The following is a 12,179-nucleotide window of genomic DNA, read 5'->3' as shown; positions in this document are numbered from 1 at the left end:
GTGCGCGGCGAGGATGACCCGCACGCGCACTGCCGTCTGACATCAGGCCTTGACGTGGGCCTTGACGTAGTCGATGGCGGCCTGCACGGTGCTGATCTTCTCGGCTTCTTCGTCCGGGATCTCGCACTCGAATTCTTCTTCCAGGGCCATCACCAGCTCGACGGTGTCCAGCGAGTCAGCGCCCAGGTCATCGACGAACGATGCGCTGTTGGTGACTTCTTCTTCCTTGACGCCAAGCTGTTCGACGACGATTTTCTTGACGCGTTCTTCGATGGTGCTCATGGGATCTCGCTCCAGATGGAGTTGTGGTTCAAAAGTGGTCGCCATCAAAGGCGATGGCCGTGGGATAGTGTAGTGGAAACCGGCGCGGCCTTGCATCGCAGCAAAAACCTCAGCAGATCAACCACTTGCGGCGCAATCCCTGCGCCCCTTGCTTACGGCATGTACATGCCACCGTTCACATGGAGGGTTTCGCCGGTGATGTAACCGGCAGCCGGGCTGGCCAGGAAGGCCACCGCATGGGCGATGTCCTCCGGCGAACCCAGGCGTTCGAGGGCGATGTCGTTGATCAGCGCGGTGCGCGCTTCTTCCGGCAACGCCTTGGTCATGTCGGTGTCGATGAAGCCGGGAGCGACCACATTGACGGTGACACCGCGCGAACCGATTTCCTTGGCCAGCGACTTGCTGAAGCCGATGATGCCGGCCTTGGCGGCCGCGTAGTTGGCCTGGCCGGCATTACCGGTCACGCCCACCACCGATGCGATGTTGATGATGCGGCCCTTGCGCGCCTTCATCATGCCGCGCATCACCGCCTTGCTGGTGCGGAACACGCTGGTCAGGTTGGTGTCGATGATCGACGCCCAGTCCTCGTCCTTCATGCGCATCAGCAGGTTGTCGCGGGTGATGCCTGCATTGTTGACCAGGATCGAGATCGGGCCGAACTCCTTGGCGATGCCGTCCAGCACGCTGTCCAGCGCGGCAGCGTCGGTCACGTTCAGTGCACGGCCGTGACCGCCGTGGGCGGCCAGGCGCTCGCCGATCGCGGCAGCACCGGATTCGGTGGTGGCGGTGCCGATGACGGTGGCGCCCTGGGCGGCCAGCAGATCGGCGATGGCGGCACCAATGCCACGGCTGGCACCGGTGACCAGTGCGATTTCACCCTGCAGGGGCTTGCTCATGATGTTTTCCTCAGGCTGGGGCGGCCGCCGCACCCGTGCCGCGTGCAGCGGCCACCGGTACGGTCGGCAGGAACAGGGGGAGTCAGACCGACCATGCCTCGCGGGCGCCTTCGAAGTCGCCCGGGGTGGCCAGCGAACGGCCGTCGATGGCCTTGTCGATGCGCTTGACCAGACCGGTCAGAACCTTGCCCGGGCCGCACTCGGCGATCTGGGTGATGCCACGGCCGGCCAGAGCCTGCACGCAACCGGTCCACTGCACCGGCTGGTACAGCTGCTGCACCAACGCGGTACGGATCGCGTCGATACCGTCATGCACCTTGGCATCGACGTTCTGCACCACCGGCAGCTGCGGCGCCTGCCAGGACAGGCCAGCCATCACTTCGGCGAGGCGGTTGGCGGCTTCGCGCATCAGCGGGGTGTGCGAGGGCACGCTCACGGCCAGCTTGACGGCCTTGCGCACGCCCTTCTCGGCCAGCAGCGCCAGCGCACGGTCGACGGCGTCGGCGTCGCCACCGATCACGATCTGGCCCGGCGAATTGAAGTTGGCCGGCACCACCACCTGGCTGCCTGCGGCTTCGGCGCAGACGTCCAGCACCAGCTGGTCTTCGGCACCGAGCACGGCGGCCATGGCGCCGACACCGGCCGGTGCGGCTTCCTGCATCAGCTGGCCGCGCAGGCGCACCAGGTGCGCGCCGTCATGCAGGCTCAGCGCGCCAGCGGCAACCAGCGCGGTGTATTCGCCCAGGCTGTGGCCGGCCAGCACCGACGGGCGCGGACCGCCCACGGCGTTCCAGGCGCGCCACACGCCGATGCTCGCGGCCAGCAGGGCCGGCTGGGTGTATTCGGTACGGTTGAGCATTTCCTCCGGGCCACCCTGGGACAGCGCCCACAGGTCGACGCCGGCACCATCGGATGCCTCGGTGAAGGCTTCACGCACCTGCGGGTGCAGTTCGGCCAGCTCGGCCACCATGCCCACAGACTGCGAGCCCTGGCCGGGGAAGACAAAAGCGAGGGTGGATACGGTCACGCGGTCATCCGCTTGTTGCAATCGAAGCGGGCCATGATAAGGGCGAATCCGCTGTGTCGTCTGTACGTGCGCGTATGCAGGCGTATGGAGCGCGGCCGGGCAAGCGCGACGGGGTCAGATCCCTTTTCCGCAGGAAAAGGGATCTGACCCCTGCCAGCCATCAGCAGAACAGCTGCAGCACGTCCAGGTCGCCGTCGGCGAGGAAATCCACGCACAGGCCAACCAGCATCAGCACGCCCGCCGTGCTGGCGCCATGGGCGATGAAGATCGAATGGGCCAGCGCGCGCGCTGAACGGCCCAGTTTCATGCACACCCGGGCCAGGCTGCGCAGGCGGCCGCTGACCGCATGCACATGCTCGCGCACCGGCGCCTGGGCATCGCCCATCGCCTCGGCCATCATCGTCTGCAGCTGCTCGGGGCGGTCGGCGTAGTACTTGGCCACGCCGTAACCGAACATCAGCCAGTCGCGGGCCTGCGCTTCGGACAGCTCCATCACTTCCAGCGGATCTTCCTCGAAGTCGATGAAGCCCACCTTCTGCCCATCCCAGGTGAGGTTGCGCGGCAACGGCTGGCCGAAATAGGCGCCGCGCGCATGCGCCTCTGCGATGGCCTGCATCGCCGCCATCACCAGCCGGTCGCGGCCTGCCTCATCGGCCTGGCGCAGGCAGGTATTGAACGAGCTGCCGTTGTCGCCGATCACCAGTGCAGCATGGCCGCTGCCCAGCACGTCGGGCACGTTCACGCCCTGCGCCTGTAGTTCCCCAAGGCGACGGGCTTCGGTTTCGCGCGCGGCGTCACCACCACGGTGCGGCGGTGGGCGCAGGGCATCGAGATGGAAACGGCGGGCAACGAAATTGAGCAGGCCCAGGGCCAGTGCGCGGCTTCCCTTGCCGTACTGCTTCAGCCAGGCGCGCTGCCCTTCGATGACGATGGGCTCAACCATGACAGGTACTCCTATAAACGCGTTACGGCCCCAGAGGGGCCGTAACGACAAAGCTTCACATTGTCGTAACTTGCACTATCAATAGCGCAGCAGGGCCGAACCCCACGTGAAGCCGCCGCCGAAGGCTTCCAGCAGCAGCAGCTGGCCGCGCTCGACGCGGCCTGAACGCACCGCGGCATCCAGCGCCAGCGGCACCGAACCGGACGAGGTGTTGCCATGCTTGTCGACAGTCACCACCACCTGGTCCATCGACATGTCCAGGCGCTTGGCGGTGGCTTCGATGATGCGCAGGTTGGCCTGGTGCGGAATCAGCCAATCCAGGTCGGACTTGTCCAGGCCATTGGCGGCCAGGGTCTCGTCCACGACCGAGTCCAGCGCCTTGACGGCGTACTTGAACACGTCGTTGCCCTTCATGTTGATGGTGCCACCACCGTTGGCGCCGTCCTTGAAGCCGGTCGAGACGCCCACCGGGTTCCACAGCAGTTCCTTCTTGCTGCCGTCGGCATGCAGGTGGGTGCTGAGGATGCCGGTTTCTTCGTCGGCCTTGAGCACGACGGCGCCGGCGCCATCGCCGAACAGCACGCAGGTGGTGCGATCGTTCCAGTCGACCATGCGGGTCAGCGTTTCGGTGCCGATCACCAGCACATGCTTGCAGTCGCCGGAACGGATGAACTTGTCGGCCACGCCCAACGCGAACACGAAGCCCGAGCAGGCGGCGTTGACGTCAAAGGCAGGGCACCCCGCAACACCGAGCTTGGCCTGGATCAGGCAGGCGGTGGAGGGGAAAATGAGGTCAGGCGTGGTCGTACCAACCACGATCATGTCGAGCTGCGAAGCGTCGATACCGGCCGCTTCAAGTGCGCGCAACGCGGCCTGGTAGCCGAGGTCGCTGGTGGTTTCGCCTTCGGCCGCGATGTGCCGTTCACGAATTCCGGTGCGCGACTGGATCCACTCATCCGAGGTTTCGACCATTTTTTCCAGGTCGGCGTTGGTCAGGACTTTTTCCGGCAAATAGCTACCGGTGCCCGCGATCCTCGAATAGATCCGCTTGCTCATCATGTTTCCTGTTGCGCGGGCCGCCGATCACCGGCACGCCCGGGAAAGAAGGCAAAGGCCGCTGCCCAGAGGCAGCGGCCTTCCCGGCACATCAATCTTCTTCGACGGCCGAGGTCTTGGTCTGGATGACCTTCTTGCCGCGGTAGAAACCGTCGGCAGTGATGTGGTGACGCAGGTGCACTTCGCCGGTGGTCGGGTCGGTCGACAGCTGCTTGGCGCTCAGGGCGTCATGGGCACGACGCATGCCGCGGCGGGACGGGGTGACACGGGATTTCTGCACAGCCATGGGATTGCTCCAAACTCGGTTCGATTTGCTTCGTCGTATCGTCGCGCAGGACGCCAGCGCCCAGCACACTTTCGCTTTCGCCGCAGCCGCCGACGACAATCCGGCTGCTATTGTTTCTTCAATGCCGCCAACGCCGCGAACGGGTTGGCCTTCTTCGTTTCTTCTTCGCTCGGCGCCCAGTCCTTGTCGACTGCTTCGCCGTCGGGTGACAGCGGTACCACCGGCACCGCCAGCACCAACTCGTCTTCAACCAGGTCCAGCGGACGCAGCTGGCCGTCTTCCGGCACCAGCAACGCCTCGTATTCCTCCGGCAGGGACGATTCCTCATCCTCGTCGCGGATCAGGCCAAGCCTCTGGGTCACCTTCACCGGCAACAGGAATCGCTGCATGCTGCGCTGACAGGTCAGCGGCAACGCGGTGTCGATGGTCAGTTCCACATAGGATACCCGCAGGACTTCGTCGCGACCGAATTCAAGCGAGTAGGAACACTCGCCGTCGGTATCTGCGACCAGCCCCTGCAGGCGGGTCAATTCAGCCAGGGAGACCTGGCCGTCGAAGCGCCTTCGCGCTACGACCATCCGCCAAGCATCCAGCGATTCGGGCACGTTCGCGGACATAAGCCGCTGAATACTAAGGATCGGGGGGGCTGCTGTCAAATGCCCGCCATACAGGACTTGCTGCTGGCGCTGCGCACAGGCCAGACTGCCGTGCCCTGCCCCGGAATTGTCGCATGTCACTGGTCCTGGCCTCTACCTCCCGCTACCGCCGCGAGTTGCTGCAGCGGCTGGGCCTGCCCTTCGACTGCGCCCGCCCGGACGTGGATGAAACCCCGTTGAACGCTGAGACGCCGCTGGCCCTGGCGACGCGCCTGGCCTCGGCCAAGGCGGCCGAGGTCGCCGCCCGCTACCCCGGCATCTGGGTGATCGGCTCGGACCAGGTGGCGGACCTGAACGGGCGGCCGCTGGGCAAGCCGGGCACGGCCAAGGCGGCCTGCGCGCAGTTGGCGGCGATGTCCGGGCAGACGGTACGCTTCCACACTGCCATCAGTCTCACGCAGGGCGGAGAATCATTCAGCGCCGTGGATCTGACCGAAGTCCGTTTCCGCACGCTGGGGCAGGAGGAGATCGCCCGCTACGTGGCCGCCGAACAGCCGCTGGATTGTGCCGGCAGCTTCAAGTGCGAGGGCCTGGGCATCAGCCTGTTCGAAGCGATCGACAACCGCGACCCGACCGCGCTGATCGGCCTGCCGCTGATCGCGCTGTGCGGGTTGCTGCGCCAGGCAGGGTTCGCGGTGCCCTGAACTGTAGAGTCGAGCCATGCTCGACTGCTTTTCCCGGCCCCCTGCCACCTGGTACAGAAGCAGTCGAGCATGGCTCGACTCTACAAAAGCAGAAGCCTCAACGAACCTCGAACGGCTGCTCCTGCCATTCCTCCACGCTGCCATCGCGGCCGTGCAGGCGCAGGCCCAGCCAATGCCGTCCCGGCGCCAGCGTGCTGGTGTCCAATGAAGCATCGAAGCCCACCGCCAGATGCTGCGGATCGGTGCTGTCCGGCCAGGTCTGGCGCACGTCGAATGCGCGGCCATAGCGCGCATCCCCCATCGAGCGGCCATCGACCAGCACTTCAACCCGTGACAGGCCGACGCCATCCTTGAATGCCCATCCCTTGATGGCCAGCGTGCCAGACACCTTTTCGCCGTTGGAAGGTGTATCCAGCCACGCCATTGCCGGAGTCACGCACGCCCCCGGTGCGCGCTGCGCCGGCAGCCGGAACAGCAGGAAACGCTGGAACCCATGGTCACTGCTGACCACCCGCGGCGCCGGCAACGGCCCCACCTGCTCGCAGATGGCGTGATAGCGCGCCAGCAGATCGCGGTAACGCTGATCGCTGGGTGAAAGCACCAGCAGCATCGGCGCCGAACGCTTGCCCTCATGCAGCAGTTCCCACTGCGCCAGCTGCGCGGTGCGCCCATGCTTGTCGTTGAGCGGATGCGGCAGCACCTCGATATCGCCGTTGCCGAGCTGGAAGCCCAGTTCGGCCCCCACCTTGAAGTTCCCCGCCAGCACCCGCGTGCCCGCGGGCATCTGCTGCAACTCTTCGCGCACCGCCATCGCCAACGGCTGCCAGCCAGCGAAATTGCGCGGGTAGTACTTGCTGCCCGCCAGCTGCTCGCGCAACGCAGGCGTGGAGGCCATCAGGTAATAACCGAACGCCAGCACCATGCCTGCGCCGGCCAGCCACCAGCCGGTGCGCCGCAGCCAGCGTGGCCAGCCGTTGAGCACCACCGGCACCGCCACCAGCAGGGCCAGGTAGCCCGGCAGCGGCCAATGGAAACTGATCCGCTCGACGTCGGTGAAGAAGCCCAGCAGGAAGATGCCCAGCGTGGATACGCCCCCGACCAGGCCGAAGTAGCGCCACTGCACGCGCGTGCCGCCGCCCCTGCGGGTACCGGCCAGCGCCACCTTCCACATCGCCATGCACAGGATCGGGGTGACCAGCATCGGCTGGATCACCAGGAACCACAGTCCGTTCCATTCAAACGTCCAGGGATGGCGCTCGACCACCTGGAACTTCAGGCCGGCGTCGTGGTTGTCCGCGTTCCATGCCAGCAACGGCAGCCACGCCAGCACGCCCACCGCCAGTGCGACCCATACGCGCGGATCGGCCAGCATGCGCCGCCCCTGCGGCAGCGCCAGCAGCGCGATGAAGCCAACGCCGATGACACCGATGAAACGATAGTGACTGAGCGCACCGATCGACAGACCCAGCGCAAGCTTCATCGCCGACGATGCATCAACGTTGTGCAGCAGCCGTGCACCGGCGTGCAGGCAGATCACCGCGGCCAGCGCCATGGGCACATCCGGCACCGCCAGCAGGCCCAGCGTCGCCGACAACGGCATCAACAGCGTGAGGCTGCCCGCCTGCCAACCAGCCACATTGCCGAACCAGCGCGTGGCCGTGCGCACCACCAGCAACGGCAGCAGCGCGCCGATGGCCAGGAACGGGAGGCGCAACGCGAGCACATGGTGGCCACCGATCTCCACACCCAGGCGCGCCAGCCATGCGGTCAGTCCGGGGAGATCCGAATACGCAGCGGCCAGGTGCTGGCCTTCCTGCCAGTAGAACGCCTCGTCAACGAACAGTGGCAGGCGCGCAGCCACCACCAGCTTGGCCGCTGTGACCAGCGTCCATAACCAGAGAAATATTGTCCGCGCGCGCTGTTCGCCTTGCATTGCTCTATGGATAATCGAATGGATTCCAGACCTGAGACGATCATGACAGCCTCGTCCCCCAATCCCAGCATGCTAACCGATCAACTGCGCCAGGCCCTGCGGGAGGCACAGGATCAGGTAAACGCACTGGTGCTGGGCAAGGTGCCGGAAGTCAGGCTGGCCTTTGTCGCCCTGCTTTCCGGCGGTCATCTGCTGATCGAGGATCTACCCGGCCTGGGCAAGACCACGCTGGCGCATGCGTTGGCCAGCAGCCTGGGCCTCAGCTTCCAGCGCGTGCAGTTCACCTCCGACCTGCTGCCCGCCGATGTACTGGGCGTCTCGGTATACGAAGCCGGCAGCCGCCAGTTCCAGTTCCATCCGGGACCGGTGTTCACGCACGTGCTGCTGGCCGATGAGATCAACCGTGCGCCGCCGCGCACGCAGAGCGCGCTGCTGGAAGCGATGGCCGAACAGCAGGTCACCCTGGATGGCCAGACCCACCCCCTGCCCGATCCGTTCTTCGTGATCGCCACGCAGAACCCGGTGGACCTGTCCGGTACCTTCCCGCTGCCGGATTCGCAGCTGGACCGTTTCCTGCTGCGGCTGGCGATGGGCTACCCCAGTGCGCAGGCCGAACGCGAACTGCTGCGCGGTACAGACCGCCGCGACCTGATCGCACGTGCCGTGCCGAAGCTGGATGACACCCAGGTACGCGCGCTGCGTGAAGCCGTCGGCCAGGTCCATGCCAGCGATGCACTGGTCGACTACGTGCAGGCCCTGCTGACCCGCAGCCGCCAGCACGCCGGCGTGCGCGTGGGCCTGTCACCGCGTGCAGGCCTTGCGCTGCTGCGCGCGGCCAGGGCGCATGCACTGCTGCTGGGCCGCAGCCACGTGGCGCCCGAGGACGTGCAGGCCCTGTTCGTGGCAGTGGCCGGTCATCGCCTAGTGACCGAAGCCGAGTCCAGCTCGGGGCCGGCACTGGCACGGGCCATCCTGCAGACCGTTGCGGTGGATTGAGGGTGACCACACGCTGGGCACGACTGCAACTGCTGGCACGCCCGCGCAGGCCTGAAGTACTGCCGCAGCGCCTGGACCGCCATCGCATCTACGTGCTGCCCACCCGCTTCGGCCTGTTCGTCGCCACGCTGCTGGCGGCCATGCTGCTGGGCGCACTGAACTACAACAACAACCCGGCGTTGCTGCTGGCCCTGCTGCTGGCGGCAGCGGCGATCGCCAGCGCCATCGCCGCGCACCTTCAGCTGTCGGGCGTACAGATCGACGCGATCTCCGCCGAACCGGTTCCGGCTGGACAACCACTGCGCCTGCGCGTGGACGTGTCACTGCGCGATCCGCGCGCACGTCACGGCCTGCACCTGCAGCTGGGTGACAGCGAAGCCTGGACCTCGCTGCCTGCACACGGCCGCGGTGAAGTGGAACTGCAGGTTCCCAGCGAACGCCGCGGCTGGCTGGAACTGCCACGCATCCGCCTGTCCACCACCCAGCCACTGGGCCTGGTGCGGGCATGGTCGTGGGTGTGGCCGGAACAAGCGCTGCTGGTCTATCCGCAACCCGAGGCGCTTGCTCATCCACTGCCGGAAAGCGGCAACGATCCGCTGCACACCCGCGCCCATGCCAGCGGCGAGGAACTGCATCAGCTACGGCCCTATCGTGCGGGCGATGCACCACGCAGCATTTCATGGAAGCACTCGGCACGCCGCGACAGCCTGCTGGTGCGCGAGTACGAAAAGCCGGTCGGCATCGAAGTCATCCTCGACTGGCGCACGCTGGCCCCCCTGGGCCATGAAGCACGCATCGCACGATTGGCACGATGGGTCGACATGGCCGAGCGCGAAGGCCGCCGCTACACCCTGCTGCTGCCTGCACACCCGCCGTTCGGGCCAGGCCAGGGTGCCAGCCACCACCACCTGTGCCTGCGTGCACTGGCATTGATGCCGCATGACTGAGACCACGCCCTCGCTCGACCGCAATGCCCGCAACTGGACCCTGGCCAGCGCGGCGTTGGCGCTGTTGCCGCTGCTGCTGCAGTTGCCGCCCCTGCTGGCCGGCGTGATCGCGGCCGCGGCGGGCGTGACTGCGGTCCTGTCGTGGCGGAAGGTCCTGCCCATGCCGCTGCGCCTGCTGCTGGTGCTGGCCATGCTCGGTGCCATCGTCTGGCAGATGGGGATGGTTCGACCCGGGCGCGATACCGGTTGCGCCCTGCTGGCAGCGATGCTGGCGATCAAGTCCAGCGAACTGCGCAGCCGGCGCGATGCCCGCAGCCTGCTCGGCTTCGCGCTGTTTTCCCCGTTTGCGGCGTTCCTGCTCGACCAGGGACCACTGACCACCGGATTGGCCGCATTGGCGGGGATCAGCGCGTTGCTCGCCCTGCAGCGCCTGGCCGGGGATGAAGGCCACGCCGGCCACCTGCCACTGCGAGGGCAGCTGCGCGGCGTTGGCCGCCTGCTGGCGATCGGCCTGCCACTGGCATTGGCCTGCTTCTGGCTGTTCCCGCGGCTGGCAACGCCGCTGTGGGGCGTTCCCGAGCGTGCCGTCGGCACGCCTGGGCTGTCCGACAGCATGGAGCCCGGCCAGTGGCTGGACCTGATGGCTGACGATGCCCCGGCGTTGCGCGTGCAGTTCTTCGGGGCGGTACCCGAGCCGATGCAACGCTACTGGCGGGGACCGGTACTGACCGCCTTCGATGGCCGGCGCTGGACACGTGACCGCGCCAGCGATCGACGGCCGGCAGCCATGGTCGAGGCCGGCACGCAGGGCTGGGACTATCAGATCGACTACGAACCCACCGACCGGCGCCAGCTGGTGGCACTGGACCTGCCCAGCCGCGCCCCTGCGGGCAGCACGCTGGATGCGGACATGAGCCTGAGCAGCGAGCGCTCACTGGCGTCGCTGAGCCGCTGGCGACTGCATTCAGCGCCCCCACAACGCTTCGACAGCACGCTGTCGCCCTATCTGCGACGGGCCGCGCTGCAGTTGCCCGGTGGCTTCAACCCGCGCACGGCCACACTGGCGCAGCAATGGCGGCAGGATGCCGGCGGTGATGACGAAGCCATCGTTCGCCGCGCGCTGCAATGGATCACCACCGATTTCTCCTACACGCTGCAGACGCCGCCGGCGGGACGCGATCCGGTCGACGAGTTCCTGTTCGGCTACAAGGCCGGCTTCTGCGAACACTTCAGTTCCGCCTTCGTGGTACTGATGCGCAATGCCGGCATTCCGGCGCGGGTGGTGACCGGCTTTGCCGGTGGCACCTACAACCGCCTTGGCGACTACTGGATCGTGCGGCGGATGGACGCCCATGCCTGGGCCGAGGTATGGCTGCCGCAGCGCGGCTGGGTAAGGGTCGACCCTACCGCTGCGGTCGCACCGGAACGCATCCTTGATACCCTCGACGACCGCCTGCAGGCAGGCACCGACAGCCCGCTGCAGCAACGCTGGCAGCAGCTGGGGCAGATGGGCGACTGGCTGCGCCGCGGCTGGAACGACCTGGTGCTCTCCTTCGATGCACGCCGCCAGCAGCAACTGCTCAAGCCGTTGGGGCTGGATGATCTTGGCCCTGCGCAACTTGTCGCTGGCTTCGTGGTGGCAACGATGCTGGCCCTGACGTGGATGGCCTGGCTGCTGGCCCGGGGCGAGCGCGAACGTGACCCGCTGCTGCGTGCCTGGCGCGGGCTGGGCCGGCGCTATGCCCGCCTCGGGCTGGGACGGCACCCCCACGAAACCGCGCAGGACTGGGCACAGCGGGTTCATGCCCAACGTTCCGATCCCGCCCTGCTCGCACTCAGCCAGCGTTTCGCCGACGCGCGTTACGCTGGAACTTGCACCGACCTCGCTTCATTATTGCGGGACCTGCGCAGGCATCGCCCGACTTCCGGAGCCTCCCCATGAACACCAAGTTCCTCCTCACCGCTGTGGCCACGCTGGCCCTGTCGGCCTGCGCCACGGCCCCCAAGCCGCTGCAGGGACAGTTCAGCCTGGTCTCCCCGCGCGACTCGGTCGCCACCCAGCAGGTCGGCACGCCGGTCCGTTGGGGCGGTCGCATCATCGAAACCAAGCCCGGCCAGGGCGAGACCTGCTTCCAGATGATCTCGCGCCCGCTCAACGCCAGTGGCCGCCCGAACACCACCTCGTCCGACGCCAGCGACGGCCGCTTCATCGCCTGCCGCGCCGGCTTCTACGACCCGGCCGTGTTTGAGGCGGGCCGTGACGTGACCTTCATCGGCAAGATCGATGGCTACCAGAACACCCGCATCGGGGACTACGACTACCGCCTGCCGAAGCTGTCGGCCGATGTGATCTACCTGTGGCCGGAACAGCGCCAGGTCGACGTGGTGCCCTACCCCTATGGCCCCTGGGGCCCGGGCCCGTATGGCCCGTACTGGGGTGGCTACGGCCGCTGGGGCTGGTGGTGATCGCCAACCGGCACGCGTGACGGAAAAGGCCGCCCTCGGGCGGCCTT

The 12,179-nt window shown here is 66.9% G+C and carries 13 protein-coding genes; 5 read left to right on the top strand and 8 right to left on the bottom strand.

The genetic code is table 11. The features are described 5' to 3' along the window. Positions 1–42 precede the first annotated feature (42 nt). From acpP to EZ304_RS14120, 7 genes are all read right to left on the bottom strand, one after another. Positions 43–282, bottom strand: a complete 240-nt coding sequence (acpP, locus tag EZ304_RS14150) for an acyl carrier protein (protein ID WP_005408313.1) — start codon at positions 280–282, stop codon at positions 43–45. Between the two features lie 152 nt (positions 283–434). Next, the gene (gene fabG, locus EZ304_RS14145) at positions 435–1,178 is read right to left on the bottom strand and encodes a 3-oxoacyl-ACP reductase FabG (RefSeq protein WP_005408312.1); all 744 of its coding nucleotides are present in this window, start codon (positions 1,176–1,178) and stop codon (positions 435–437) included. A gap of 82 nt (positions 1,179–1,260) precedes the next feature. Then, the gene (gene fabD, locus EZ304_RS14140) at positions 1,261–2,205 is read right to left on the bottom strand and encodes an ACP S-malonyltransferase (protein ID WP_099553844.1); all 945 of its coding nucleotides are present in this window, start codon (positions 2,203–2,205) and stop codon (positions 1,261–1,263) included. 160 nt (positions 2,206–2,365) lie between these two features. Then, the gene (locus EZ304_RS14135) at positions 2,366–3,148 is read right to left on the bottom strand and encodes a serine/threonine protein phosphatase (protein ID WP_099553842.1); all 783 of its coding nucleotides are present in this window, start codon (positions 3,146–3,148) and stop codon (positions 2,366–2,368) included. 78 nt (positions 3,149–3,226) lie between these two features. Then, positions 3,227–4,204 (bottom strand): beta-ketoacyl-ACP synthase III, encoded by a 978-nt coding sequence (locus EZ304_RS14130; RefSeq protein ID WP_099553840.1) that lies wholly within the window; start codon positions 4,202–4,204, stop codon positions 3,227–3,229. A gap of 91 nt (positions 4,205–4,295) precedes the next feature. After that, on the bottom strand, positions 4,296–4,490 hold the full coding sequence (gene rpmF, locus EZ304_RS14125) for a 50S ribosomal protein L32 (protein WP_004154640.1): 195 nt from the start codon (positions 4,488–4,490) through the stop codon (positions 4,296–4,298). Positions 4,491–4,597: 107 nt separating this feature from the next. Then, on the bottom strand, positions 4,598–5,107 hold the full coding sequence (locus tag EZ304_RS14120) for a YceD family protein (RefSeq protein WP_012479287.1): 510 nt from the start codon (positions 5,105–5,107) through the stop codon (positions 4,598–4,600). A 113-nt stretch (positions 5,108–5,220) separates the two neighbouring features. On the opposite strand from EZ304_RS14120, the gene EZ304_RS14115 reads away from it, so the two are divergent. Further along, entirely contained in the window at positions 5,221–5,790 is a 570-nt protein-coding gene (locus tag EZ304_RS14115; protein ID WP_142807360.1) for a Maf family protein, read from the top strand. A 97-nt stretch (positions 5,791–5,887) separates the two neighbouring features. On the opposite strand, the gene EZ304_RS14110 is transcribed toward EZ304_RS14115, so the two are convergent. After that, positions 5,888–7,723 carry a glycosyltransferase family 39 protein gene (locus EZ304_RS14110; RefSeq protein ID WP_142807359.1) on the bottom strand — a complete coding sequence of 612 codons (1,836 nt, stop codon included), beginning with the start codon at positions 7,721–7,723 and terminating at the stop codon, positions 5,888–5,890. Positions 7,724–7,765: 42 nt separating this feature from the next. Between EZ304_RS14110 and EZ304_RS14105 the strand changes: the two genes are divergently transcribed. Genes EZ304_RS14105 through EZ304_RS14090 form a run of 4 tightly spaced genes read left to right on the top strand, consistent with a single transcriptional unit; the run spans position 7,766 to position 12,132 of the window. Continuing rightward, positions 7,766–8,719, top strand: coding sequence for an AAA family ATPase (locus EZ304_RS14105; protein WP_142807358.1), 954 nt, complete (start codon positions 7,766–7,768; stop codon positions 8,717–8,719). Between the two features lie 2 nt (positions 8,720–8,721). Further along, positions 8,722–9,666 (top strand): DUF58 domain-containing protein, encoded by a 945-nt coding sequence (locus EZ304_RS14100; protein ID WP_142807357.1) that lies wholly within the window; start codon positions 8,722–8,724, stop codon positions 9,664–9,666. Next, a complete protein-coding gene (locus EZ304_RS14095; RefSeq protein WP_142807356.1) occupies positions 9,659–11,608 on the top strand; it encodes a transglutaminase TgpA family protein in 1,950 nt (649 codons plus the stop codon). The genes EZ304_RS14100 and EZ304_RS14095 overlap by 8 nt, the downstream gene beginning before the upstream one ends. Further along, on the top strand, positions 11,605–12,132 hold the full coding sequence (locus tag EZ304_RS14090; protein WP_008265847.1) for a Slp family lipoprotein: 528 nt from the start codon (positions 11,605–11,607) through the stop codon (positions 12,130–12,132). Before EZ304_RS14095 ends, EZ304_RS14090 begins: the two co-directional genes overlap by 4 nt. The last annotated feature ends 47 nt before the right edge of the window (positions 12,133–12,179 follow it).

It is taken from the genome of Stenotrophomonas maltophilia (genome assembly GCF_006974125.1).
In the GTDB taxonomy this organism is placed as follows: domain Bacteria; phylum Pseudomonadota; class Gammaproteobacteria; order Xanthomonadales; family Xanthomonadaceae; genus Stenotrophomonas; species Stenotrophomonas maltophilia_O.
The sequence above is the reverse complement of the archived record's forward strand: the minus strand, read 5'-3'. Positions and strand labels throughout refer to the sequence as shown.

Coding starts and splice junctions, on each gene's coding strand:
- acpP (WP_005408313.1), bottom strand. CDS start 282: ATGAGCACCATCGAAGAACGCGTCAAGAAAATCGTCGTCGAACAGCTT.
- fabG (WP_005408312.1), bottom strand. CDS start 1,178: ATGAGCAAGCCCCTGCAGGGTGAAATCGCACTGGTCACCGGTGCCAGC.
- EZ304_RS14135 (WP_099553842.1), bottom strand. CDS start 3,148: ATGGTTGAGCCCATCGTCATCGAAGGGCAGCGCGCCTGGCTGAAGCAG.
- EZ304_RS14130 (WP_099553840.1), bottom strand. CDS start 4,204: ATGAGCAAGCGGATCTATTCGAGGATCGCGGGCACCGGTAGCTATTTG.
- rpmF (WP_004154640.1), bottom strand. CDS start 4,490: ATGGCTGTGCAGAAATCCCGTGTCACCCCGTCCCGCCGCGGCATGCGT.
- EZ304_RS14120 (WP_012479287.1), bottom strand. CDS start 5,107: ATGTCCGCGAACGTGCCCGAATCGCTGGATGCTTGGCGGATGGTCGTA.
- EZ304_RS14115 (WP_142807360.1), top strand. CDS start 5,221: ATGTCACTGGTCCTGGCCTCTACCTCCCGCTACCGCCGCGAGTTGCTG.
- EZ304_RS14110 (WP_142807359.1), bottom strand. CDS start 7,723: ATGCAAGGCGAACAGCGCGCGCGGACAATATTTCTCTGGTTATGGACG.
- EZ304_RS14105 (WP_142807358.1), top strand. CDS start 7,766: ATGACAGCCTCGTCCCCCAATCCCAGCATGCTAACCGATCAACTGCGC.
- EZ304_RS14095 (WP_142807356.1), top strand. CDS start 9,659: ATGACTGAGACCACGCCCTCGCTCGACCGCAATGCCCGCAACTGGACC.
- EZ304_RS14090 (WP_008265847.1), top strand. CDS start 11,605: ATGAACACCAAGTTCCTCCTCACCGCTGTGGCCACGCTGGCCCTGTCG.